At 70.1% G+C, this 21,798-nt stretch carries 26 protein-coding genes and 2 tRNA genes; 11 read left to right on the top strand and 17 right to left on the bottom strand.

Annotation, left to right across the window (positions count from 1 at the left end; all coding sequences use genetic code 11):
- Positions 1-33 precede the first annotated feature (33 nt).
- The 5 genes from ACFVAE_RS15950 to ACFVAE_RS15970 all read left to right on the top strand — a co-directional run bounded on the left by ACFVAE_RS15950 (position 34) and on the right by ACFVAE_RS15970 (position 4,071).
- Positions 34-1,191: a DNA polymerase III subunit delta' gene (locus ACFVAE_RS15950; protein ID WP_378894211.1), complete on the top strand. Its 1,158-nt coding sequence runs from the start codon at positions 34-36 to the stop codon at positions 1,189-1,191.
- Positions 1,188-2,741, top strand: a complete 1,554-nt coding sequence (locus ACFVAE_RS15955) for an alpha/beta hydrolase (protein WP_378894214.1) — start codon at positions 1,188-1,190, stop codon at positions 2,739-2,741. Before ACFVAE_RS15950 ends, ACFVAE_RS15955 begins: the two co-directional genes overlap by 4 nt.
- A gap of 72 nt (positions 2,742-2,813) precedes the next feature.
- Positions 2,814-2,888, top strand: a tRNA-Thr gene (locus tag ACFVAE_RS15960).
- A gap of 71 nt (positions 2,889-2,959) precedes the next feature.
- Positions 2,960-3,538 (top strand): isochorismatase family protein, encoded by a 579-nt coding sequence (locus tag ACFVAE_RS15965; protein WP_378894217.1) that lies wholly within the window; start codon positions 2,960-2,962, stop codon positions 3,536-3,538.
- Positions 3,535-4,071 (top strand): DUF1697 domain-containing protein, encoded by a 537-nt coding sequence (locus ACFVAE_RS15970; protein ID WP_378894220.1) that lies wholly within the window; start codon positions 3,535-3,537, stop codon positions 4,069-4,071. The genes ACFVAE_RS15965 and ACFVAE_RS15970 overlap by 4 nt, the downstream gene beginning before the upstream one ends.
- On the opposite strand, the gene ACFVAE_RS15975 is transcribed toward ACFVAE_RS15970, so the two are convergent.
- Genes ACFVAE_RS15975 through ACFVAE_RS15990 form a run of 4 tightly spaced genes read right to left on the bottom strand, consistent with a single transcriptional unit; the run spans position 4,068 to position 7,378 of the window.
- The gene (locus tag ACFVAE_RS15975) at positions 4,068-4,814 is read right to left on the bottom strand and encodes a hypothetical protein (protein ID WP_378894222.1); all 747 of its coding nucleotides are present in this window, start codon (positions 4,812-4,814) and stop codon (positions 4,068-4,070) included. The two genes, ACFVAE_RS15970 and ACFVAE_RS15975, sit on opposite strands and share 4 nt — an antisense overlap.
- Positions 4,815-4,870: 56 nt before the next feature.
- Positions 4,871-6,208, bottom strand: coding sequence for a sensor histidine kinase (locus tag ACFVAE_RS15980; RefSeq protein WP_378894224.1), 1,338 nt, complete (start codon positions 6,206-6,208; stop codon positions 4,871-4,873).
- A gap of 1 nt (position 6,209) precedes the next feature.
- A complete protein-coding gene (locus ACFVAE_RS15985; protein WP_378894227.1) occupies positions 6,210-6,887 on the bottom strand; it encodes a response regulator transcription factor in 678 nt (225 codons plus the stop codon).
- 44 nt (positions 6,888-6,931) lie between these two features.
- Positions 6,932-7,378 carry an SgcJ/EcaC family oxidoreductase gene (locus ACFVAE_RS15990; RefSeq protein ID WP_378894230.1) on the bottom strand — a complete coding sequence of 149 codons (447 nt, stop codon included), beginning with the start codon at positions 7,376-7,378 and terminating at the stop codon, positions 6,932-6,934.
- Positions 7,379-7,461: 83 nt separating this feature from the next.
- Here ACFVAE_RS15990 and ACFVAE_RS15995 point away from each other — a divergent pair, with 83 nt between their 5' ends.
- Positions 7,462-8,043: a PadR family transcriptional regulator gene (locus ACFVAE_RS15995; RefSeq protein ID WP_378894233.1), complete on the top strand. Its 582-nt coding sequence runs from the start codon at positions 7,462-7,464 to the stop codon at positions 8,041-8,043.
- The gene (locus ACFVAE_RS16000; protein ID WP_378894236.1) at positions 8,040-8,687 is read left to right on the top strand and encodes a YigZ family protein; all 648 of its coding nucleotides are present in this window, start codon (positions 8,040-8,042) and stop codon (positions 8,685-8,687) included. Before ACFVAE_RS15995 ends, ACFVAE_RS16000 begins: the two co-directional genes overlap by 4 nt.
- Positions 8,688-8,695: 8 nt before the next feature.
- Here the strand turns inward: ACFVAE_RS16000 and ACFVAE_RS16005 are convergent, their stop codons facing one another.
- Positions 8,696-8,911: a hypothetical protein gene (locus ACFVAE_RS16005; RefSeq protein ID WP_378894239.1), complete on the bottom strand. Its 216-nt coding sequence runs from the start codon at positions 8,909-8,911 to the stop codon at positions 8,696-8,698.
- A 25-nt stretch (positions 8,912-8,936) separates the two neighbouring features.
- On the opposite strand from ACFVAE_RS16005, the gene ACFVAE_RS16010 reads away from it, so the two are divergent.
- On the top strand, positions 8,937-9,455 hold the full coding sequence (locus tag ACFVAE_RS16010; protein ID WP_378894242.1) for a CGNR zinc finger domain-containing protein: 519 nt from the start codon (positions 8,937-8,939) through the stop codon (positions 9,453-9,455).
- Positions 9,456-9,465: 10 nt separating this feature from the next.
- Here the strand turns inward: ACFVAE_RS16010 and ACFVAE_RS16015 are convergent, their stop codons facing one another.
- The 9 genes from ACFVAE_RS16015 to ACFVAE_RS16055 all read right to left on the bottom strand — a co-directional run bounded on the left by ACFVAE_RS16015 (position 9,466) and on the right by ACFVAE_RS16055 (position 17,034).
- A complete protein-coding gene (locus ACFVAE_RS16015; protein WP_378894245.1) occupies positions 9,466-10,077 on the bottom strand; it encodes a response regulator transcription factor in 612 nt (203 codons plus the stop codon).
- Positions 10,074-11,309, bottom strand: coding sequence for a sensor histidine kinase (locus tag ACFVAE_RS16020; protein ID WP_378894247.1), 1,236 nt, complete (start codon positions 11,307-11,309; stop codon positions 10,074-10,076). Before ACFVAE_RS16020 ends, ACFVAE_RS16015 begins: the two co-directional genes overlap by 4 nt.
- A 100-nt stretch (positions 11,310-11,409) precedes the next feature.
- Positions 11,410-12,231, bottom strand: coding sequence for an ABC transporter permease (locus ACFVAE_RS16025; protein WP_378894250.1), 822 nt, complete (start codon positions 12,229-12,231; stop codon positions 11,410-11,412).
- A gap of 1 nt (position 12,232) precedes the next feature.
- A complete protein-coding gene (locus ACFVAE_RS16030) occupies positions 12,233-13,198 on the bottom strand; it encodes an ABC transporter ATP-binding protein (RefSeq protein ID WP_378894252.1) in 966 nt (321 codons plus the stop codon).
- A 132-nt stretch (positions 13,199-13,330) separates the two neighbouring features.
- Positions 13,331-14,770 (bottom strand): MFS transporter, encoded by a 1,440-nt coding sequence (locus ACFVAE_RS16035; protein ID WP_378894255.1) that lies wholly within the window; start codon positions 14,768-14,770, stop codon positions 13,331-13,333.
- 28 nt (positions 14,771-14,798) lie between these two features.
- Positions 14,799-15,566: a hypothetical protein gene (locus tag ACFVAE_RS16040; protein WP_378894257.1), complete on the bottom strand. Its 768-nt coding sequence runs from the start codon at positions 15,564-15,566 to the stop codon at positions 14,799-14,801.
- Positions 15,567-15,639: 73 nt separating this feature from the next.
- On the bottom strand, positions 15,640-16,071 hold the full coding sequence (locus ACFVAE_RS16045) for a pyridoxamine 5'-phosphate oxidase family protein (RefSeq protein ID WP_378894258.1): 432 nt from the start codon (positions 16,069-16,071) through the stop codon (positions 15,640-15,642).
- Complete coding sequence (locus ACFVAE_RS16050; RefSeq protein ID WP_378894260.1) at positions 16,068-16,910, bottom strand: PhzF family phenazine biosynthesis protein; 843 nt, start codon at positions 16,908-16,910, stop codon at positions 16,068-16,070. The genes ACFVAE_RS16045 and ACFVAE_RS16050 overlap by 4 nt, the downstream gene beginning before the upstream one ends.
- 51 nt (positions 16,911-16,961) lie before the next feature.
- Positions 16,962-17,034, bottom strand: a tRNA-Lys gene (locus ACFVAE_RS16055).
- Positions 17,035-17,097: 63 nt separating this feature from the next.
- Between ACFVAE_RS16055 and ACFVAE_RS16060 the strand changes: the two genes are divergently transcribed.
- Complete coding sequence (locus ACFVAE_RS16060) at positions 17,098-17,727, top strand: DNA-directed RNA polymerase subunit beta (RefSeq protein ID WP_378894262.1); 630 nt, start codon at positions 17,098-17,100, stop codon at positions 17,725-17,727.
- Between the two features lie 43 nt (positions 17,728-17,770).
- Here the strand turns inward: ACFVAE_RS16060 and ACFVAE_RS16065 are convergent, their stop codons facing one another.
- Positions 17,771-18,130, bottom strand: coding sequence for a hypothetical protein (locus ACFVAE_RS16065; RefSeq protein WP_378894264.1), 360 nt, complete (start codon positions 18,128-18,130; stop codon positions 17,771-17,773).
- Between the two features lie 70 nt (positions 18,131-18,200).
- On the opposite strand from ACFVAE_RS16065, the gene ACFVAE_RS16070 reads away from it, so the two are divergent.
- A complete protein-coding gene (locus ACFVAE_RS16070; protein ID WP_378894267.1) occupies positions 18,201-18,725 on the top strand; it encodes a helix-turn-helix domain-containing protein in 525 nt (174 codons plus the stop codon).
- Positions 18,726-18,775: 50 nt separating this feature from the next.
- Positions 18,776-19,654 carry an aminodeoxychorismate lyase gene (locus ACFVAE_RS16075; RefSeq protein ID WP_378894270.1) on the top strand — a complete coding sequence of 293 codons (879 nt, stop codon included), beginning with the start codon at positions 18,776-18,778 and terminating at the stop codon, positions 19,652-19,654.
- Between the two features lie 220 nt (positions 19,655-19,874).
- Here ACFVAE_RS16075 and ACFVAE_RS16080 read toward each other — a convergent pair whose 3' ends face one another.
- Both ACFVAE_RS16080 and pstB read right to left on the bottom strand, forming a co-directional pair.
- Entirely contained in the window at positions 19,875-20,792 is a 918-nt protein-coding gene (locus ACFVAE_RS16080) for a type IV toxin-antitoxin system AbiEi family antitoxin domain-containing protein (RefSeq protein WP_378894272.1), read from the bottom strand.
- Between the two features lie 217 nt (positions 20,793-21,009).
- Positions 21,010-21,789 (bottom strand): phosphate ABC transporter ATP-binding protein PstB, encoded by a 780-nt coding sequence (gene pstB / locus ACFVAE_RS16085; RefSeq protein WP_157310602.1) that lies wholly within the window; start codon positions 21,787-21,789, stop codon positions 21,010-21,012.
- Positions 21,790-21,798 lie beyond the last annotated feature (9 nt).

Consider the following 21,798-nt stretch of genomic DNA (forward strand, 5'->3'; position numbering starts at 1 on the left):
CGGGCGTCGGACCCTCCGATTAGGCTGGAGCGCATGACCCTCACGACCACCGCCCCGTTCCCGTGGACGGATGTCTGGGGGCAGGACGCCGCGGTCGAGACGCTGCGTCAGGCAGCATCCGATCCCGCCGCGCTGTCGCACGCCTGGCTGCTCACAGGGCCGCCGGGATCGGGCCGTTCCACCCTCGCCTACGCCTTCGCCGCGGCCCTCATCGCGGACAGCCCCGACGACGAGAACACCATGCGTCAGGTGCTCGCCGGCACCCATCCCGACGTCACCGTGCTGCGCACCGAGAAGGTCCTGATCACCATCAGGGAGGCGCGCGACCTCGTCGCCCGCTCTTATTTCGCACCCTCCGCCGGCCGGTACCGTGTGATCGTCGTGGAGGACGCCGACCGCATGGTCGAGCGCACCTCGAACGTGCTGCTGAAGGCCCTCGAAGAGCCACCGGAGCGGACCGTGTGGGTGCTCTGCGCGCCCAGCGAGGCCGACCTGCTGCCCACCATCCGCTCCCGGGTGCGCGCCCTGCGCCTTCGCGAGCCGGATGCCGCCGACGTCGCACGCCTGATCGTGGAGCGCACCGGGGTGGACGAGCAGATCGCCGAGCAGGCCGCCCGGCACGCGCAGCGGCACATCGGCATGGCGCAGCGCCTCGCCACCGACGAGGCGGCACGGCGGCGTCGTGACGAGACCCTGCGCGCCGTGCTCGGCGTCGGCGGAGTCCGCGATGCGGTCGACGTCGCGGGTCGCGTCATCCAGGCAGCCACCGACGACGCCAAGTCGCTCACCGCAGAGCGGGATGCCGCGGAGCGCGCCGCCCTGCTGCGCACCGTCGGCATCGCCGAGGGGCAGGCGGTGCCGCCTGCGCTGCGCACCCAGATCTCGGCGCTCGAGGACGACCAGAAGAAGCGCGCCACCCGTAGTCTGCGCGACGGCATCGACCGCGTGCTCACCGACCTTCAGTCGATGTACCGCGACCTGATCATGCTGCAGTACGGCCGCGGTGACGATCTGATCAACCGCGAGCTCGAGGGAGAGCTGCGCGCCCTCGCCGAATCCTGGCCGATCGAGCGCACGCTGATCGTGCTCGACCACCTTGCCGACACCCGCGAGTCGCTGGAGCGCAACGTCGCTCCGCTGCTCGCCCTGGAGAGCCTTCTCGTGACAGTCACGAGCGGAAGGACACCGTGAAGAACCGATCGACCTCCCGGCTGCGCCGGATCGGCGCCGTCGTCGCCGGTGCCGCCGCTGCGGCACTCGTGCTGAGCGGATGCCTGTACTCGATGATCCCCGCCGAGTCGCCGCCCGCGGCCACGAAGGCTCCCGACACCTCGGGCGTCGCGGAGGATTTGCTGCCGTTCTACGACCAGCAGCTCGACTGGAGCGGCTGCGGCCCCTCCTTCGACTGCACCGACGTGAAAGCTCCGCTGGACTGGGAGAACCCGGGCAAGGGCGAGATCGAGCTGGCGATCGTGCGGCACCGGGCGAGCGGCACTGCGAAGGGCTCGCTGCTGGTGAATCCCGGCGGCCCCGGTGCGAGCGGCAAGAGCTTCGTGCAGAGCAGCCTGGACTACGCGGTCGGCAAAGACCTGGAGAAGTCCTTCGACGTGATCGGCTTCGACCCGCGCGGTGTGGGCGACTCGACCGCCGTGAAGTGCTTCGACGCGAAGCGGATGGACCAGTACCTCTACGGCATCCCGAAGTCCCCGCGGAACACCCCCGCGTGGGAGGCCGAGCTCAACGCCCGCAACAAGGCGTTCGGCGCCGCATGCGACGAGAACTCCGCGGGCATCCTGCCGTTCGTCACGACCGTGAACGCGGCCCGCGACATGGATCTGCTGCGCGCGGTGCTGGGCGACAAAGAGCTCAACTACCTGGGCTACTCCTACGGCACGTTCCTCGGCGCCACGTACGCGAAGCTGTACCCCGAGAGGGCAACGCACCTGGTGCTCGACGGTGCGATCGATCCGTCGGTGCCCGGCCTCGAGGTCGGCACGACTCAGGCCCTCGGGTTCGAGTCGGCGCTGACCGCCTACCTCGAGGACTGCGTGAAGAGCAAGGGCTGTCCGTTCAACGGAACGGTCGACGAGGCGCGCGCCGACCTCTCCGCACTCCTCGCCGCGGTCGACCGTAACCCCCTCGAGGGCGGCGACGGCCGGATGATGGGCGCCGACTCGATGCTCACCGGCATCATCCAGGCCCTGTACTCGGAGGACTACTGGGAGTACCTCAGCCAGGCACTGGAGGGCGCGCTGCAGGGCGACCCGACACAGATGTTCTTCCTCGCCGACAACTACAACGGCCGGGGCGAGGACGGCACGTACGCCGACAACCAGACCGAGGCGTTCTCGGCGTACAACTGCATGGACTACCCGGTCGACACGAACCCCGCCGACGAGAAGGCCGCGCGTGCGAAGGTCGAGAAGGGGGCGCCGACTCTGGCGCCGTACTGGAACGCTCCCGACCCGTGCCTGCAGTGGCCGTATCCGGCCACCGGGAAGCGCGAGAAGATCGTCGCGCCGGGCTCCGGTCCGATCCTCGTGGTCGGCACCACCAACGACCCGGCGACCCCGTACGAGTGGTCCGTGTCGCTGGCCGACCAACTCGAGAACGGCGTCCTGATCACGCGCGTCGGCGAGGGGCACACCGGCTACAACAAGGGCAACTCCTGCGTCGACGACGCCGTGAACTCGTTCTTCCTCGACGACACCGTGCCGAAGGACGGCCTGCGCTGCGGGTGATCGAGACCTCGGTTTCGCAGCACGGCCTCTGACAGGGTAGGATCGTTGATCGTGCCGCGGTTCGCGGTGCAGGCCACCTTAGCTCAGGGGTAGAGCAGTTCCCTCGTAAAGAACAGGTCGTCAGTTCAAATCTGACAGGTGGCTCCACAGAAGGCCCGGGATGCAGCATCCCGGGCCTTCGCCGTCCCCCGGATGCCGCCGCGGCGTAGGCTCGAGCCATGGCCAGAGCACTACTCATCGTCGATGTGCAGAACGACTTCACCGAGGGCGGAGCCCTCGCGGTGCAGGGCGGCGACGCCGTGGCATCCGGTGTCTCGCGCCTGCTCGCCGCACAGGCCGGCGACTACGACGTGATCGTCGCCTCGCGCGACTGGCACGACGCCGAGGGGGACAACGGCGGGCACTTCGCCGCGGAGCCCGACTTCGTGGACAGCTGGCCCGTGCACTGCGTCGCAGGCACGGCCGGCGCCGACTACGACCCGCTGCTGGAGACGGCGGCCATCACCCACCACGTACGCAAGGGGCAGGGGCGCCCGGCGTACTCGATGTTCGAGGGCACGGCCGAGGACGGCGACACCGTCGCCGAGATCCTCACTGCGCACGGCGTCGTCGAGGCCGACGTGGTCGGCATCGCGACGGATCACTGCGTCAGGGCATCCGCTCTCGATGCGGTCGCGCACGGCGTGCACGTGCGCATCCTGACCGACCTCGTCGCGGGTGTGGGGGAGGACTCCAGCGCCGTCGCGCTGGCCGAACTCGCGCATGCCGGCGCCGAGCTCGCCGAGAGCGGCGCGTGACCGAGCGCTGCGCACTGCTGTTGCGTGCGGTGAACGTCGGCGGCCGCAACAGGGTGCCCATGGCCGAGCTGCGTGCGGTGCTCGCCGATCGGCTGGGGCTGCAGAACGTGACCACCTACATCGCCAGCGGCAACGTGTTCTGCGATCTGCCGGCTGATCCTGCTGCGGTGCGCGCGCTGATCGCGGAGGAGTTCGGCGTCGACACCCCGGTGGTGCAGCGCAGTCACGAAGAGCTGGTCGCGGCGTTGGCCGAGAACCCGTTCCCGGATGCCGTGGCCGACAAGATGCTGCACGCGATGTTCCTCGAGGGGCCGGCGGATCCTGGCGCGGTGGAGGCGCTCATGCCCCGCCTGCAACCGTGGGAACGGGTCCAGCTCGTCGGACGGGAGTTGTGGATCGACTACGGTGACGGCGGCGTGCAGTCCACGAAGCTCACCGGTCCGGTGCTCGACCGGGCTCTCGGCGTGGCCGGCACCTCGCGCAACCTTCGCACTGTGAGAATCCTGGTCGAGCTGACGGAGCCTGTCGTTTAGTCGTCGAGGTCGACCCCGACCACCGTGGTGTCTGCGGCGAGTAGGATCTCGGCGTCGCGTCCGTCGTTCGCGCGCACGTCGATCTCGTAGACGGCACCGGACCGCGAGGTCGTCGACACCTTCTCGACGGTTCCGTTCGCGGCCTGGACGGCAGCGCCGGTCAGTGCGGGAAGGCGACCCAGATCGATGAGAGCGTCGTCAGTCCTGTCGTCGCCCTGGTCGTCGGTCACACGCACCGCGCCGTCGGAGGTGACGAACGCGTCGATCTCGGAGCCGTCGGTGCGCCGCAGCTCCACCTCGTAGCCGCCGTGCTCGGCCTCGATCGACGTCGCACCCTGCGCACCGGTCTCGGCGAGGGCGCTTTCGGCCGCCGCCCGCAGCGATGCGGCATCCGAGGGCGCCTGCGTGCCGGTTCGACGGTCGTCGGCCGCGTCGTCGTCGTCGGCGTCCTCGGCGTCGACGTCGTGCCGCCCGCCGTCCCGGTGCGCGTCGTCAGCACCGTCATGGTCGTCAGCGGAGGCGCCCTGCGACCCGCGGTCGTCGTCGAAGCCTCCGGTGACTGCGTAGGCACCGCCTCCGGCCGCCACCAGAGCCACGGCCGCGGCCGTCGCGATCAGCGCGATCCGGCCCGGTCGTCTCATCGGCCTGCGCTCCGACTCGGTCGTCTTCGCGGCATCCGCCTGCTGCTCAGGCATCCGGGCGGTCACGGTGTCGTCCTGCGGGGTGTTCTTCTCGGTATCCATGACTTCAGCCTGTCCGAGCAGGGGTGAACCGCTCCTGAAGCATCCTGAAGAATCCTTCAGGCAGCGGGCAGGTCGACGGTGAAGAGGGCGCCGCCGTCTGCGGCATCCGTCACCGTCACCGTCCCGCCGTGCGCGCCGACGACCTCGGCGACGATCGCCAGCCCGAGGCCGCTGCCGCCCGCGTCACGGGCGCGCCCCTCGTCCAGTCGCACGAAGCGGTCGAACACGCGCTCGCGATCCGCAGGCGGGATGCCGCTGCCGTCGTCCTGCATCTGCAGCAGCGCCCGGCCGTCGAGGGCGGTCACCCGGATCACGACCTTCGTGCGCGCATGACGCGCGGCGTTGTCGGCGAGGTTGCGCACGACGCGGCCGAGCAGGGCCGGGTCTCCGGTCACCCGCCCTGGCCCGATCCCGCTCGCATCCACGGTGACACCCGTCCCGCGCAGCCGACGGGTCTCTGCGAGCGCGAGGTCGTCGAGGTCGACGGACGTGGAGGCGCGCTCGCGCCGTTCATCCAGGTGCGCGAGCAGCAGCAGACCGTCGACGAGCTCCTGCATCCGCAGCCCCTCTGCGAGCACGACGTCGCTCAGGGCCGGGAGCGATGTCGCCTCCGGGTGCGCCTCGGCGAGCTCGGCATGCTGCCGCATCGTCGCCAGCGGAGATCGCAGCTCGTGCGAGGCGTCGCTCACGAACCGGCGCTGCGTGAGCTGCGCGGCCTGGATGCGGTCCAGCAGGCCGTTCATGGTGCCCGCGAGTGCGCCGAGCTCGTCACCCCGCCCGGCATCGACGCGCTGATCGAGGTCGGTCGCGTCGATGCCGTCGACCTGCTTGCGCAGCCGTTCGACGGGGGCGAGTGCGCGTCCGGTGACCACCCACAGCACGCCGCCGATCAGCAGCAGCACAAGAGGCACCGCCACCAGGAGCAGGCCGGTCGCGGTGGACACGGCGTCGTCGACATGCTCGAGCGGCTGCGCGACGGTCAGCAGGCCGGCATCCGTCTCCTCGGAAGCCACGAGATACGGCTCCCCGTCGATGATGACCCGCACGGGGTCGGACTCCGCGGCGGTGGGCAGACCGACGGCGTCGTCGTCGTTGGTCTCGTCATCCTCGTCATCGTCGTCGGACCCCTGGCCGCCCTTGTCGCCTGCGGGGTCGAGACGCACGAGCACATCGCTGTCGAGGTCCTTGACCGCGGACGGGTTCCGATCGACCTGATCGGCGATCGTCTTCAGGTTCTGGTCCAGCGCGACCGAGACGCCCTCGGTGAGCGACCCGTCCATGATGCGCACGGCGACGACCGAGCCGATGCCGAGTGCGAGCGCGACCACGATCAGTGCGCCGAGCGTGATCCGCGCGCGGATCGATCGCGTGATCCGCACCTTCCGAGCAGCCACCTCAGCCGCCCGTCGCGGCGAGCCGGTACCCGGCACCGCGCACGGTCTCGATGGAGGAGCGGTCGAACGGGCGGTCGACCTTGCCTCGCAGGTGCCCGATGTACACCTCGACGATGTTGGCGTCGCCGTCGAAGTCGTCGCCCCAGACGTTCGCGATGATCTCGCGCTTGGTGACGACCTCGCCGCGACGACGCAGCAGGAAGTCCAGCACCGCGAGCTCGCGGGCGGTGAGAGTCACTTCCTCGTCGCCCCGGAACGCGCGGCGGGCGGCGGGATCCAGTCTCAGATCGCCGGCTTCGAGCACGGCGGGTCGCTCCCGCCCGCCCCGGCGCACGAGCGCGCGCAGCCTCGCCACCAGCACGGGATACGAGAACGGCTTGGTCAGCCAGTCGTCGCCGCCGGTGTCCAGCCCCTCCACCTCGTCCCACTCGCCGTCCTTCGCGGTGAGGAAGAGCACCGGAGTCCAGTCGCCCTCGGCGCGCAGCGTCTGGCAGACCCGATAGCCGCTCATGCCCGGCATCATCACGTCCAGCACGATCGCGTCGTAGTCGCCGTCACGGGCGGCGTCGAGGCCAGTGATCCCGTCATGGGCGACGCGGACCACCATGCCTTCGGCCTCCAGGCCGCGGCGGATGCCGTCGGCGAGCCGCACCTCGTCATCGACCAGCAGGATCCGCATCCGACCAGTCTCGCCGTTGCAGGCTGAAGCGCAACTGAAATCGGTCAGGCCGCGGCCAGGCGCTGCTTCTCGCGCGCATTGACGGCGGCGAACAGCCTGTTGCGCTTCGTGTTCTGGAAGGCCGCGCACCGCCACCGGTCGCCTTCGCGCACGAGCACGTAGGTCTGCACCTTGTCGTGTCTGATGTCGCCGTCGCGCCGGATGCCGCGCCCGTTGCCGATCCCGCCCTCGGTGACGACCACGGCGGCGTCCTCGCCCAGCATCCGCACATCAAGGACCTTCATCGACATGCGGCTGCCGCGCTGCCAGCGCTCGAACACCGGCACGTGGTCGGCGCGGATCTCGTCGCGCCCGGTGCTGATCAGGCCGGCGAAGATCACGTAGCTGGCGTCGTCGGTGAACTCCTCGGAGTATGCGGTGGCGTCGCCGGCATCCCAGGCGCGGCGGATGCGGTCGAGCGTCTCGTCGATTCCTACGGGGTGGTCGGCCATCTCTCTCATCTCCTCTTAGTGCAAGTTGCAGTAAGAATAGTGCAGGATGCACTAAGTGGCTGTCAAGCCCTAGACTCGCAGAGATGACCGAGTCGAACCGTCCGCTGACACGCGCAGAGCGTGATCTGCCGGCGCTCACGGTGCTCGCGCTGCTGACGGTCGGGCCGCGGCATCCGTACGACATCCATCGCTTCGTGGTCGGGACGCGCAAGGACTTCGTCAGCGGCGCCCCGCGCAGCATCTATCACGCGGTGCAGCGTCTCGAAGCCGCGCATCTCATCGAGCCGATCGGTTCGGAGCAGGCCGGCGGGCGCCCGGAGCGCACGGTGTTCGCCCTCACCGAGGCCGGCCGCGCGGAGGCGAGGCGGCGGGTGTTCGCCCTGCTCGCGACGCCGCAGGCCGACCGCACCGTCACCGTCGCGGCGCTGTCGTTCCTCGGCATCCTCGGCCGGGATGACGCGGTGGTCGCGCTGCACGCGCGCGTCGCCGCGCTGGACGCGGCGATCGCGCTCGCCGCCGCGGATCTCGCCGCGGCATCCGAGGTGCCCCCGATCCTGCTCATCGAGGCGGAGTACGACAGGAATCAGCTCGCCGCCGAGCGGGAGTGGTTCGCCGGCACCGCCGCGCGGCTGGACTCGGGCGAGCTGGGCTGGCTGCCGACGTGACCGACTATCCGGCGACGATCGCCGCAGCGGTCGACCACGAGCTCGTCATCAAGAAGTCCCGCTTCCTCGCGCATGTGGCGCCCGTCTCCTCGCCCGAGGAGGCCGACGAGGTCATCGCCGCGATCAAGAAGAAGTACTGGGATGCCCGGCACAACTGCTCTGCGCAGGTCACGGGACTGCGCGGCGACCGCGCGCGATCTTCGGACGACGGCGAGCCGTCCGGCACTGCCGGCATGCCGATGCTCGAGGTGCTGCGCCGCCGCGAACTGACCGATGTCGTCGCGGTCGTGACGCGCTACTTCGGCGGCATCAAGCTCGGTGCCGGGGGACTGGTGCGCGCGTACTCCTCCGCGGTCTCGGAGGCGCTCGACCTCGCCGCGCTGCAGGATCGGATGCTGCTGGCGCAGGCAACCGTCGCGGTGCCGCACGCCGAGGCGGGCCGTATCGACAACGCACTGCGCGAGTGGGTCGGCGTGCACGGGGCGGTGCTCGGGGAGACTTCCTACGGGGCGGATGCCGTGTTCGAGGTGTGGGCTCCGGCGGGTGAGCTTCCGGCGCTCGAGGCCGATGTCGCGGCGTGGTCGGCCGGAGCGTGGCATCCGCTCGTCAGCGGCGCCTCGCGCGTGATCGACGTCCCGCGCTGACGCGGGGCTCAGAGGGCCGGCGGAGGTGGCGCGGTCCGGCTCATCGCCGTCGGCGGCTGCCCCCACGATGGTGACAGGTCGACGCGCCGCATCCCGCAGTCCGCGCATCGCACGTAGACGATCACGCCCTCGGACGTGCTGTGCCGGGACTCGGTCACCCAGCCGTGCTCATGCGCGGCGGGAGCGGCGAGAACGAGTGGGGGCAGGGGGCGGGATGCGGTCATCTCTCCACGATGATGTAATGCTCTTATGCATCTCAACCCTTACGGCGAGTACGCCGTGCTGCTCGCGGCGTCGCTGGCCGACGACTGGCCGGAGACGAGAGAGGGGATCGAGGCGCGCACCCGTGACTTCGGGATGACGATGGTCTTTGCAGCCTCCGCGGACGATCATGCCGCCACCCGTGCGGTGCTCGACGAGTGGCTGCGTGTCGTGGATGCCGACACCCCCGCCGAACGTGCGCGGCTTCTGAACGCGCAGATGGCCGCGCGAGGCGCCTACCCGCAGCTCATCGACCACGACGGAGAGGGATGGCACCTGCACTACCGCGACGACACGGCGAGGCTGCCGCTCGTGCTCGGTGCGGTGTTCAGCGTCGGCACCGCTCTGCATCTGGCGGGCCGCGGGATGGGACGGCTCGGCCGCTGCGCCTCCTCGCCCTGCCGCAAGGTCGTCGTCGACGTCACCCGCAACGGCAGGCAGCGCTACTGCTCGGTGCGGTGCGCGAACAGGGATGCCGTGCGACGACACAGGGCGCGGCGGGGCTGATCGCCGGCGCTCAGCCCAGCCAGCCACGCTCCTCAGCGATGCGTGCGGCGTCGGCGCGCGTGCGGGCCTCGAGCTTCTGCATACCGGAAGAGAGATAGTTGCGCGTGGTGCCCTCGGACAGGTGCAGCTCGGCGGCGATGTCGGCGATCGTGCCGCCGCGCCGTGCCGCGGACAGCACGTCCGTCTCTCGCGGCGTCAGTGGCGACTGCCCCGCGGTGAGCGCATCGGTCGCCAGCGCGGCATCGATCACGCGTTCGCCGCGCATCACGCGCCGCACGACGTCGGCGAGCTCGGCCGAGGGGGTGTCCTTCACGACGTAGCCGGTCACACCTGCGGCGAGGGCCCGGGACAGGTACCCGGCTCGCCCGAAGGTGGTGACGATCACGACGCGGATGCCGGGATGCTCCTGCTTCAGCAGCCCTGCGGCGGTCAGACCGTCCACGCCGGGCATCTCCACGTCGAGCAGTGCGACGTCGGGGAGATGCTCGCGCGCGGCATCCAGCACCTCGTCGCCGCGGCCCACCTGAGCGACCACCTCGAGGTCGTCCTCGAGTGAGAGCAGGGTCGCCAGAGCGCCTCGGACCAGGGCCTGGTCATCGGCGACGAGGATCCGCACGGTCATGCCGTCACCTCCAGCAGGAACCCGCCACGGCGGGAGCGGCCGACGCGCAGCGCGCCGCCGGCATCCTGCACTCGCTCCGCCAGCCCGCGCAGGCCGGTGCCTGCGCCGGAGTCCTCCGACACGGGGCCGACGCCGTCGTCCTCCACGGTGATCCGGTGCGGGGTGAGCGTGACCCAGCACTGCCGGGCCTGTGCGTGCCGGATGACGTTGGTGGCCGCCTCGCGCAGCACCCAGCCGAACAGCTCGCGGTTCTGCTCGGGCACCTCGTCGGTCGTCGATGGCAGGTGGGCGGTCAGCCCGGATGCCGGCAGCAGCGTGCGCAGCGAGGCGAGCTCGCTCGCCACCCGCACCTGCCGGTAGCCGGAGACCACAGCGCGCATGTCGCCGAGCGTCGATCGCGCGAGGGTCTGCACCTCGCGGATCTCGCGGGCCGCCGCCTGCGGGTCGCGCTCGGACAGCGCAGCGGCGAGGTCCGCCTTCACCGCGATCGCCGACAGCGAGTGCCCGAGGATGTCGTGCATGTCGCGACCCACTCGGTTGCGCTCCTCCTCGACGGCGACGGCGGCGAGTTCATTCCGCGTGGCATGGAGCAGACGCACTGTCGCGATGTTTCGCGCGAACGCGACCATGAGCACTCCCGTGGAGAGGATGATCAGCGGCATCGCCCAGGCGGGCAGGTCGCCGAGCGGCTTCCAGAGGGCCAGGCCGAAGGCGGCGACGGCGAGCCCGATCACGATCAGCAGCGACTCGCGCGGGCGCATCAGCGAGATCGCATAGGACACGGCCACGTAGGCCCAGAGCCCGGTGAATCCCGAGTCCAGTTCGAGGGCGAACACCGTCGAGAGCAGCAGCAGCGCGGTCGCCGGCGCCCACCGCCAGCGGGCCGGCATCGCCATCGCGATCGGGGCGGACGCCAGGAACAGCACGATGAACACCAGGAGCGCGACGGTCCAGAGCACCGCGGTCGGCGCGGGCTCGCCCTGGATCATCGGGAGCAGGAAGAACAGGATCGTGAAGCCGATGCTGATCGCTGCCCCCGAGTACCAGCGGCGGGCGCCGCGGGCGAGCAGCGCGTCGCGCAGCCAGGCCAGGCCGCGTGCGAACGCGGAGCCGCCCCGGGCGGGGCGAACGGTGCTGCCGTCCGACGGCGAGGGGATCCAGTCCGCGCTGCGGACGGCGCGATCGACATCGCGATGCAGCGCGGCCCGTTCGTCGTCGCGGTTCTGGCTCATCCCCTCATCCTCTCGTGTCCGCTCGGGCGCCGGTACCGCACGCCCGCGCCGGGTCGGTGGCGTGGCGGCCACATCTCGGCGCGGGCGTGCTGTCCGACGATCAGACGCGCTTCGTGTCGCGGCGGAACATCAGCACGGCGAATCCGGTGAAGAGCAGGAACCAGACGACCAGGTTGGGGATCGCCCAGACGTCGGGCGCGGTGCCGATGATCGCCGACTGCGAGAGGTTCGCGATGCCCCACACCGGCGTGAACTTCGCCGCGATCTGCACGCCATCCGGCATCAGCGCGAGCGGGAAGAAGAGCCCGCCCATGAAGCTGAGGATCGGCAGGATCGGGCCGAGGTAGCGCATCGCGTTCTGCGCTGGGAAGGCGTAGCCGACGGCGAGTCCCAGGCTCGTCATCATGAGCGAGCTCAGCCAGGCGAGCAGGCCGGCGAGGACGAGGTTGCCGACCGGAGCGGTGATGCCCAGTGCGGAGCCGAGGATGAGCGTGATCAGCACGGCGATACCGCCGAGCACCAGCCCGCAGAGCACCTTCACCAGGATGTAGACGACGGGGTTCAGCGGCGTCAGCCGCAGCTGCCTGCTCCAGCCCTGGGTGCGCTCGGCGGCGACCGTGACACCGGTCATCGTGCTCGCGACCATGGCGCCGTAGACGGCCATGGAGATCATGATCGGCACGGCCGCCGACATCCCGCCCTGCGCCACGGGCACGTCGCTGATGGGCACGTTCTTGTTCGGCAGGCCGACCATGATCAGCATCGCGACAGGGAAGATGAGCGTGAAGATCACGACGCTGGAGTTGCGGAACAGGCGCTTGAGCTCGACGGAGAGGAAGGTCCAACTGAAGCCTCCGTAGCGGGGCGCGCGCCGGGCGGCCGGATCGATCGCGTCGAGGCGCCCGAGGGTTGCGGTGGTCATGTCATGCTCCTTCGGAGATCTCGGCGTCGGAATCGTCGCCGGTCAGGCGCAGGAACGCCTGCTCGAGGTTCTGGCTGGTGATGGTGATGTCGTGGGCGTCGGTCTGGCCGAGCAGGTGGCGGGCCACGGCATCCGAGTCGCCGGAGCGCACGATCACGCGCGTCCCGCGCACCTCGACCGAGTCGACGCCCGGCAGGCGCAGGAGGGCGGCCTGGTCGGCGTCCGCCCACTCCGCCTCGATCGTGCGCCCTGAGGCCATCGCCTTGATCTCGGCGGTGGTGCCGTTCGCGACGATCCGGCCCTTGCGGATCAGCAGGATGCGGTCGGCGTACTGGTCGGCCTCCTCGAGGTAGTGCGTGGCGAAGAGCACCGTGCGGCCGCGCTGCGCGTCGGCGTGGATGGCCTGCCAGAACGAATGGCGCCCCTCGACGTCCATGCCGGTGGTGGGCTCGTCGAGCACGATCAGGCCGGGGTCCGAGACCAGGGCCATCGCGAAGCGCAGACGCTGCTGCTGGCCGCCGGAGCACTTCGACACACGCCGGTCGGCGATGTCGAGGATGCCGGCACGCTCGAGCGCCGCGTCGATGCCGGTCGTCTGTGCGAACAGCGACGCGGTGAGCTTCATCGTGTCGCGCACCGTGATGTCGCTGAGCAGGCCGCCGGTCTGCATCACCGCCGAGACGAGGCCGCGGCTGATCGCCTGCCGTGGAGTGAGACCGAACAGGCTGACATCGCCGCGGTCGGGCTGCGAGAGTCCGAGCAGCATGTCGATCGTGGTGGTCTTGCCGGCGCCGTTCGGCCCGAGGAACGCGACGACCTCGCCCTGGCGGACCCGCAGGTCGACGCCGTCCACGGCGGTGACGCCCCGGAACGCCTTGGTGAGGCCGGTCGCCTCGATCGCGGGGAGCGTCCGCCGGTCGGCGGGTGCCTGCGGCGCGGCGCTCATGATGGTGGCTGTCTCTGTCATGACTCCAGTCTTCGACGGCGAGGTCGCAGCGCGTCATGAACGATGTCACCGATCGGCCATGACATCCGTCATGCCCGGGCGCGACGGATGCGGCGGTCCGCTCTCGCGAACCGCCGCATCCGTGTCCCGCTCTCAGCCGGCTGCTTCCACCGCCGGGTCGGCGGCCGGCGCCGCCGCCGGCGTGCGCCGGAAGAAGGCCAGCGCGAGCACTCCGCCGACCAGCGCGACCGCCGCTGAGCCGAGGAACGCCGCCGAGTATCCGTCGGTGAGCGCCGGCAGGTCGCCGAGCTGCTCCGCGCCGAAGGAGGCCGCGAGAGCGGTCATCGCGGCGAGACCGAGGGCCGATCCGACCTGATAGCTGGTGTTCACGATGCCCGAGGCCAGTCCGCCCTCGTCGGGACGGGCGGCCGAGATGGCCGTGCCGAGGGAGGGGATGAAGGCCAGCGACATCCCGAGCGCGGCGACCAGTGAGCCGGGCAGCACGTCGACGAGGAAGTTCCCGTCCGGGCGCACCAGCGACAGCCATCCGAGTCCGGCCGCGAGCAGCACGAGGCCGGCGACGATCGGCGTCTTCATACCGAATCGGGCGATCACGCGCGGTGCCAGCACGATCATGCCGACCATGATCAGGGCAGTCATGGGCAGCAGCGCGGCGCCGCTGGGGAACGCGCTGTAGCCGAGCACCTGCTGCAGGTAGAGGTTCAGGAAGAACCACATCGGGATCCACGCGCCACCGAGGAAGAACTGCGCGAGGTTCGCGGCGCCGAGTCGCGGCGCGCGGAAGATCGACAGCGGCATCAGCGGGCTTCGCGAGCGCGCCTGGATCACCAGGAACAGGGCCAGCAGCACCACGCCGCCGCCGATCGCGATCAGCGTCTCGGTCGCCGCCCAGCCCGCCTCCGGGGCACGGACGATGCCGTAGACCAGGGCGCCGAGCCCCAGCGTCGCGGTGAGTGCGCCGAGCAGGTCGACACCGCCGCGGGTGCCGGATGCTCCGCCGGGAAGCAGCGGGCGGGCGGCGAGGACGGCGATGAGCGCGATCGGGATGTTGATGTAGAACACCCACGGCCAGGACGCGTACTGCGTGATCAGGCCGCCGAGGAACACGCCTGCGGTGCCGCCGGCGGGGGCCGCCGCACCGTAGAGGGCGAGTGCGCGGGTGAGGTCCTTCGGGTTCGCGCCGAAGAGCATCATCAGCAGCGTCAGGGCCGATGGGGCGATGAGCGCGGCTCCCGCGCCCTGGACGATGCGTCCGACGAGCTCGATGGTGACGTCGCCGGCCGCCCCGGCGACGAAGGATCCGACCAGCAGGATGATCCAGCCGGTGACGAACAGCCGCCGGGCGCCGAACAGGTCGGAGAGCCGGCCGCCGAGCAGCAGCAGGCCGCCGAAGGCGATGACGTAGGCGTTGAACACCCAGGAGAGCGTGCTCGGCGTGAAGCCGAGGTCCTCCTGCATGCGGGGGAGCGCGACGCCGATGATCGACGTGTCCATGATCACCATGAACTGCGCGATGGCGATGAGTCCGAGCGCCCACCATCGGCGGCGGCTCGGAGCGGGGGATGAGGTCATGATCTTTCTCCAGTCGTGAGGTGTTGGGTCAGTGGGCGTGGACGTGGTGGAGGTGATGCTCAGTGGGAGCCGCCGGTGAGTCTGATGCCTCTACGACGAAGGACCCCGTGCGCACGCGCCCGTCGACCTGGAAGTCGAGGTACAGGAAGTAGCGGCCCGGGGTCGGTGCGGATGCGTGGAAGGCGACCTCCGGGCCGGAGAGGTCGGCGGGCGCGGGGTCTTCACCGAGGGCGTGCACGTGAAGGTAGGCGAGGTCGCCCTCGCGCAACGCGACCAGGTGCCCGAAGGCACCCAGGTACGGCTGGAGGCGCTGCACCGGATGCCCGTGCTCCGAGACCGTGACGGTCAGCACGCCGCCGTCGCCGGTGCGCAGGGCGCCGTCGAGGTGCACGTCCAGCCCGTCGACGGTGACGTGTCGGCGCTCGCCGCGATACTCCGCAGGGCGGAGGTCGCCGGCGACGTCGATCGTGCGAGACAGGGTGACGCCCTCAGCGCCGAGCGGCGTCGCGTCGGCGAAGATGCGGTACGAGCCCGCGGCATCCCACGTCACCGGCGTCGACCAGACACCGGTCGCGGCGTCGAGTGCGGGATGCAGATGACGGTATCCGGTGCCGTCGGTGCGGACCGCGATCAGATGCAGCGCCTTGCCGTGGCTGTGTGCGAAGGCGGTGACCGGCGTGCCGTCGGCGGCGCGGATCGTGAACGTCAGCGTTCCCGCCTCGCCCGCGGCGGTCGGGGCGCTGACGTCGGTCAGCAGATGCCCGCCGCGGGAGATCGTCGTGCCGGTGATGTCCATGTTTCCTCCTCGAATGGGTGCTTCGAAGAGGAAGAACTGAATACCCCCCGGGGGTATTCCGAACTTTCCGAGATCAACCCGGCCGGGCTGCCTCGGCGACCTGAGCCGGGCGGACGCCGGCGTCGTAGACGCGCACCCAGTCGGGGCTCACGGCGACCAGGAGGAACCCGTCCGCGAATGCACGGGAGCCCGGGAATCGGCGCTCGTAGGCGCGACCGAGCCGGTCGCGCTCGGCGCCCGCTGTGATGGTCGCCGAGCCCTCGAACTGCACGCTCACGTCTTCTCGGGTCACGACGACCGCGACCCGAGGTGTCGTGCGCAGGTTGTCCACCTTGCGCGCGGCATCCGGTGTGTTGAAGATCAGGGTGCCGTCATCCAAGGCGGCGAGACCGACGAGCGCGGCCTCCGGAGCGCCGTCGGGCGATACGGTCGCGACGACGCCGCATCCGATCCCGTCGACGAACCGGGCGATCGAGGCGGGGTCGTGCGGATCGGGCGCGGTCACAGTGCGACCGTGCCGCTGATGACGACGTCGGCGCGTCCGCCGACCCAGAGTTCGCCGTCGGCGGAGGTGATGCTCACCCGGCCGCGGCGTCCCATTGCCGTGCCCTGTGCTGCCGTGTACGGCGTCGCGGCGCGACCGGTGGCGGTGAGCCACTGCGCGACTGCTGCGTTCAGACTGCCGGTGACCGGATCCTCCCGAAGCGGTTCGGAACCGTCGGTGAAGAACGCACGCACCTCGAACGCCGTGTCCGACCCTGCGCCTTGCGGCCCGACGACGCCGATATCCCAGCGTCCGGGATGCCGCGAGGCGTCCGGCGCGAGCGCGAGGACGGTCTCGGCACCGTCGAGCAGCAGGCCGACCCATCCAGGTCCGTTGTCGAGCCATTCGGCATCCACGACGCGCTCCCGATCCACGCCGAGGATGCCGGTGACCTCGGCCAGCAGGTTCGGGTCGACGGGGCCGGTGCGCAGCCGCGGGGGAGCGGCGAAGGCGAGGCTCTCGCCGTCGATGCGGACGGGGATCAGACCGGCACGGCACTCCTGCATGAGAGTCGTCGAGTCGGCGGACATGCCACCGGCATCCAACCAGGCGCGCGCGGTGCCGAGCGTCGGATGCCCTGCGAAGGGCAGCTCCGCGCTCAGGCTGAAGATCCGCACCCGGTAATCCGCGTCAGGATCGGTTGGCGGCAGCACGAACGTGCATTCCGAGAGGTTCGACCAAACCGAGAACTGCCGCATCTGCTCGTCGTCGAGTCCTTCGGCGTCGAGCACGACCGCCACCGGATTCCCCGTGCCCGGCTGCTCGCCGAACACGTCAACCTGCCTGAAACGACGCTCCATGTCCCAGACATTAGCGAACGCCGACCATCGCATCGTCTGATGCACACACGGTGGGCCCCGTGGGGCTCGAACCCACGACCCGCGGATTAAAAGTCCGATGCTCTGCCAACTGAGCTAGAGGCCCGTTGTTCCAGTCTAGAGTGCGGGGATGGGCGCGCCGTTCGGGCACCGCGCGTACCCTGGTGCGATGCCTGCGCAGTTCCACCGACCAGAGCGCCGCCCCGCGGCTGCCTTCGACAACCTCGTCGGCTCGCACGATCCGGCCGAGGAGACGCGCATCGCGCACGCCACGGCATCCGCTCTGCTGGCGCGCGTGCGCGCGGACGACAGCGGCGTGAGCGCCGAACGCCTGATCGCGTACACCGGGAAGCACGGGATCGACGAGATCGCGGAGCTGTGGTCGAAGGCTCCTGCGCGCTCGCTGCCGGGTGCGCTCTGGCGACTGTACCTCGTGCAGGCTGCGATCCACGGAGACCCGGCCACGACTGCGCTGCTGTACGAGCGCGGGCGGGTCGAGCTGCGCAGCGCGGATGCCCTGGTCGCCGGCGCTCCGGTCCCCGCGAGCCCCGAGGAGCTCGTGACCCTGATCGACACGATCATGCGCGGAGCATTCCGCGGTGACTTCGCCGTCGCTCTCGATCGTGCGGCGTCCTTCTGCCGGGTGCAGGCCTCCGGAGCCACCCACACCGCCGACGACTACGAGATCACCGAACCGGACCGCGCGAGCGACCTGACCCGCCGCGCCGCGCGGCTGAGCGCCTACGCCGACGACCTCAGCGCATCGGCGAAGTCCTGGAGCTCAGGCACGCTCACCTGAAGCTTCGCGGCGCGGCGGCGCCGCTGCTGGCTGGCCGCCGGGATCAGCGACGTGCGCCCTCATGGATCGATCGTGCGATGTTCTCGGCGTCCGGAGTGCTCACCAACAACTCGTCGAATCCGGTGGCGCCGCGATCGAGGTGCACGCGCAGCAAGGGCAGCCCGCGTGTCATCGAGACCAGACGTCGGGCGCCTGAGGGATGCGTGAAGACTCCCAGCTTCCGGAAGCCGGACACCACGAGCCCGGATCGCATCCCGAGGATCTCCGAGCTCCAGCCCGGTTCGCTGATCGCACCCCGGATGTCCGCCGGCGCGGCCGTGAAGGTGCCTCTGCCGGCCATCGTCGACTCCCAGCCCGGGAATCGGAGTCGTAGCCCCGTGGTCGTGTACTCCAGCGTCGTCATGTCCGCCTCCCGCGTAGAATAGATGCAGCACTGAGAACATTATCAGCTTGATAATAATGGGGGAAGCGGCATGCCAGAAGAATCATCGATCGCGCACGTCGTCCTGCATCCGGTCCGGTTGCGGATCGTCCAGCAGCTGGGCGGACGCAGCCTCACGACCGCCGAGCTGCGGGCCGCGCTGCCGGATGTGACCCAGGCGACGCTCTACCGTCATGTTGCGACGCTCATCGACACAGGCATCCTCACCGTGGTCGAGGAGCGCCGGGTGCGCGGAGCGGTCGAGCGCACGCTGGCGCTGGGGGAGCGCATGGCGCACGTCGACCGCGACGAACTGCGCCGGCTCGACGCCTCCCAACTGAGAACGGCGTTCCTCACCTTCCTCGGAGAGGTGGCTGCGGACTTCGACCGGTTCCTCGCCGGCGACCCGGGCCTGCGGGATCTCTCCGGCTTCGGCCGCACGCCGCTCTACGTCGACGAAGACGATCTCGCCACCATCCAGAAGGGGCTCGGGGAACTGCTGTCCCCGTACCTCGGGGCGAGGGAGGACCGCAGCCGGGTGATGCTGTCGACGGTGCTGACTCCCGACGTGCATTGAGCGCCGCGGCATCCCGCGCTGAGGGGCTCCCGGGAGCCTAAGCTTCAACCATGGCCACCCGATTCGCCCTGATGATCGTGCCCGCGGACGCCGCTGAGGAGCGTGCGGACTACTCCGATTCGTTCCGCGCGGTGGATGCCTCCGCTCCTGCTCTCAGCGTCGGCGAACTCAGCACGCAGCGCGGCGACGGCGTGTTCGAATCCATCGGTGTCGTCGACGGGCATCCGCAGGAGGTCGAGGCGCATGTCACGCGCCTGGCGCACTCCGCAGCGCTGTGCGAGTTGCCCGCCCCGAACCTCGAGCAGTGGCGACAGGCCGTCGCCGTGGCGGCGGCGGAGTGCCCGAAGGGCGAAGCCGTGATCAAGCTCATCCTCAGCCGCGGCGTCGAGCACGGCCCGACGCCGACCGCCTGGGCGACTGCGGCGAAGGCCGGGGACTTCACGGTGCCGCGCACCGAGGGCATCCGTGTCGTCACGCTCGATCGCGGCTATGACATCCGCGCTGCCGAGCGCGCTCCTTGGCTGTTGCTGGGGGCGAAGACCCTGTCCTACGCCGTGAACATGGCCGCGATCCGCGAAGCGCACCGTCGCGGTGCGAACGACGCGGTGTTCCTCAGCAGCGACGGTTACGTGCTCGAGGCCCCGACGGCGTCCCTGATCCTGCGATTCGGCGACCGTTTCGTCACGCCGGCACCGTCAGGCGGCATCCTGCACGGCACGACTCAGCTCAGTGTCTACGAGCACCTCGCCGCGCGAGGCTTCGCGGCCGAGTACGCGCAGATCCCGGCATCCGATCTCGCCGTGGCGGATGCCGCCTGGCTGGTCTCCAGCGTGCGGCTGGCGGCGCCGATCGTGGCGATCGACGACCATGTGCTCGGCATCGATCCGCTGACCGCCGAGCTCAACGCGTTCCTGCTCAGCCCGCGCTGAGGACCGGCCCCGGCGTGCGATGGGCTCGGAGCCGACGGCACACCAGGTCAGGGCTCGGGGGAATACTTCGGCGTCACACGCGTTACACTTGATCGGCCGGGCCGCATAACCCCGGGCTCCAACTTCTGCCGCTTCGAGCGGCCTTCCGCCGAGAGGCGTTCTTGCGGCCCGGTCTTTTCATGTCCGGGCCCGTCAGCCCAGGCCCGCATCCGGTGGGAGATCACGGGTTGGATGCCCGCGGCGAGGCGTGTTGGGCGATCTGCGGAGCCGACACGCCGTCTGGTGGGCGGACGGTCTGTGATTCCCGACGGAGACCAGCCGATCCCGAGCGCACCTTGGCGAGGATCGCAGCTTCGACCACGCCCCAGTCATGCACGATCATCGCGTAGTCGAAGCGCAGCGTCTCGTAGCCGCGAGCGGCGGCCGCGGCATCCCGCATCAGGTCCTTGTGCCGCTCCTTCTCACGCTCGTGGTTGTCGCGGCCGTCGCACTCGATGATCAGCCATCCGCCGTAGACGAAGTCCACCTCGCCGACGCCGCGGATGGAGATCTGCCGGCGAAGACTGATCCCAGACCTGTGCAGCCGCAGCCGGACCAGCGACTCCAGGCCGCTGTCGGCATCACCGCGCGCAAAGTCCAGCAGCCACCGCATCCTCACGGGCAGGTGCTTCCACAGCCAGGCGATGCCCCCGGGCGAGATCTTCGACCACCGCAGTGCGGACTCGTAGGCCGCGAAGAACGTCTCCTCACCGGAGCACTCCGCGATCTGCAGCAGCACGTTGTGTACAGGCGGCAGCTGTCCGACCTTGACCAGCCCCTCGTCCCAGTGCAGCCGGCACCCCTTGCACGCGCCGTGCTCGTTGCCGGCGGTGCCGAGCCAGACGTGCCGCTCGCCGCCTTCAAGGATCCACAATCCATGCATCCGCCCGGCATCCGTGCATCCGGGCACACCGCCGTGCTCGGCAGCGTGCATCATGACTGGATCGATGCCGGGAAGCGCGTACAGGCCCTGCCGGATACGCGTGATCTCGCCGGAGCGCACTGCCGAGGTGAGCTCGCGTTCGGTGACGCCCCGGGTCTTGAGCTCGGATGTGCGGGCGATCCGACCGAATGCGGAGAGAACTGAGACGACGGACATCCCGGTATGGTCGGGGACGCCGAGCATCACCGATGCCCGAATTCCCACGAAATGGGGACAACCGTTCCGATATCGAGTCTGTCCAGGACGAGTCAGTTGCGGGGAATCACCGGTCGCTCGGTCGCCATGTGGCGTGTCGACCGTTCAGGTCGCGTGACATGCCGTGGCGCGGGCGAACGGTCTGTGATCTCCGACCCGGGGCGCCCGGCGGCGGAAATCACCCGAAGCGTCCCGAGACGTAGTCCTCGGTCGCCTGCACCGATGGGGTGGTGAAGATCGTGGCGGTGTCGTCGTACTCGATGAGTTTGCCGGGCTTGCCGGTGCCGGCGATGTTGAAGAAGGCGGTGCGGTCCGAGACGCGGGACGCCTGCTGCATGTTGTGCGTCACGATCACGACCGTGTACTCGTTCTTCAGCTCACCGATGAGCTCCTCGATCGCGTAGGTCGAGATGGGATCCAGGGCTGAGCAGGGCTCGTCCATCAGGATGACCTCGGGCGAGACGGCGATCGCGCGGGCGATGCAGAGGCGCTGCTGCTGGCCGCCGGACAGCCCCGAGCCGGGCTTGTCGAGACGGTCCTTGACCTCGTTCCACAGGTTCGCGCCGACCAGCGACCGCTCCACGAGCGCGTCCTCGTCCGACCGCGACATCCGCTTGTTGTTCAGCTTCACGCCGGCGAGCACGTTCTCCTTGATCGACATCGTCGGGAACGGGTTCGGGCGCTGGAACACCATGCCGACCTGCCGGCGCACGAGCACCGGGTCGACGCCGGGGGCGTACAGGTCGCGACCGTCGAGCAGCACCTCGCCCTCGACCCTGGCACCGGGGATGACCTCGTGCATGCGGTTCAGGGTGCGCAGGAAGGTCGACTTGCCGCATCCGGACGGGCCGATGAAGGCGGTCACGCTGCGCGGCTGGATGTCGAGGGAGACGCCCTCGACGGCGAGGAAGTCGCCGTAGTAGACGTTGAGGTCGTTGACTTCGATGCTCTTGGACATTTCGGGTTC

The sequence above is a fragment of the Microbacterium sp. NPDC057659 genome (genome assembly GCF_042799915.1).
Lineage (GTDB): Bacteria > Actinomycetota > Actinomycetes > Actinomycetales > Microbacteriaceae > Microbacterium.

Bases quoted from the DNA above. Each gene is read 5' to 3' on its own strand.
- ACFVAE_RS15950 (WP_378894211.1), top strand. From the start codon at position 34: ATGACCCTCACGACCACCGCCCCGTTCCCGTGGACGGATGTCTGGGGG.
- ACFVAE_RS16075 (WP_378894270.1), top strand. From the start codon at position 18,776: ATGGCCACCCGATTCGCCCTGATGATCGTGCCCGCGGACGCCGCTGAG.
- ACFVAE_RS15990 (WP_378894230.1), bottom strand. From the start codon at position 7,378: ATGGCCGACCACCCCGTAGGAATCGACGAGACGCTCGACCGCATCCGC.
- ACFVAE_RS15995 (WP_378894233.1), top strand. From the start codon at position 7,462: ATGACCGAGTCGAACCGTCCGCTGACACGCGCAGAGCGTGATCTGCCG.
- pstB (WP_157310602.1), bottom strand. From the start codon at position 21,789: ATGTCCAAGAGCATCGAAGTCAACGACCTCAACGTCTACTACGGCGAC.
- ACFVAE_RS16070 (WP_378894267.1), top strand. From the start codon at position 18,201: ATGCCAGAAGAATCATCGATCGCGCACGTCGTCCTGCATCCGGTCCGG.
- ACFVAE_RS16025 (WP_378894250.1), bottom strand. From the start codon at position 12,231: ATGACCACCGCAACCCTCGGGCGCCTCGACGCGATCGATCCGGCCGCC.
- ACFVAE_RS16050 (WP_378894260.1), bottom strand. From the start codon at position 16,910: ATGGAGCGTCGTTTCAGGCAGGTTGACGTGTTCGGCGAGCAGCCGGGC.
- ACFVAE_RS16005 (WP_378894239.1), bottom strand. From the start codon at position 8,911: ATGACCGCATCCCGCCCCCTGCCCCCACTCGTTCTCGCCGCTCCCGCC.
- ACFVAE_RS16060 (WP_378894262.1), top strand. From the start codon at position 17,098: ATGCCTGCGCAGTTCCACCGACCAGAGCGCCGCCCCGCGGCTGCCTTC.
- ACFVAE_RS16010 (WP_378894242.1), top strand. From the start codon at position 8,937: ATGCATCTCAACCCTTACGGCGAGTACGCCGTGCTGCTCGCGGCGTCG.
- ACFVAE_RS16080 (WP_378894272.1), bottom strand. From the start codon at position 20,792: ATGTCCGTCGTCTCAGTTCTCTCCGCATTCGGTCGGATCGCCCGCACA.
- ACFVAE_RS15975 (WP_378894222.1), bottom strand. From the start codon at position 4,814: ATGGATACCGAGAAGAACACCCCGCAGGACGACACCGTGACCGCCCGG.
- ACFVAE_RS16020 (WP_378894247.1), bottom strand. From the start codon at position 11,309: ATGAGCCAGAACCGCGACGACGAACGGGCCGCGCTGCATCGCGATGTC.
- ACFVAE_RS16015 (WP_378894245.1), bottom strand. From the start codon at position 10,077: ATGACCGTGCGGATCCTCGTCGCCGATGACCAGGCCCTGGTCCGAGGC.
- ACFVAE_RS15985 (WP_378894227.1), bottom strand. From the start codon at position 6,887: ATGCGGATCCTGCTGGTCGATGACGAGGTGCGGCTCGCCGACGGCATC.
- ACFVAE_RS15965 (WP_378894217.1), top strand. From the start codon at position 2,960: ATGGCCAGAGCACTACTCATCGTCGATGTGCAGAACGACTTCACCGAG.
- ACFVAE_RS16065 (WP_378894264.1), bottom strand. From the start codon at position 18,130: ATGACGACGCTGGAGTACACGACCACGGGGCTACGACTCCGATTCCCG.
- ACFVAE_RS16035 (WP_378894255.1), bottom strand. From the start codon at position 14,770: ATGACCTCATCCCCCGCTCCGAGCCGCCGCCGATGGTGGGCGCTCGGA.
- ACFVAE_RS16030 (WP_378894252.1), bottom strand. From the start codon at position 13,198: ATGACAGAGACAGCCACCATCATGAGCGCCGCGCCGCAGGCACCCGCC.
- ACFVAE_RS16040 (WP_378894257.1), bottom strand. From the start codon at position 15,566: ATGGACATCACCGGCACGACGATCTCCCGCGGCGGGCATCTGCTGACC.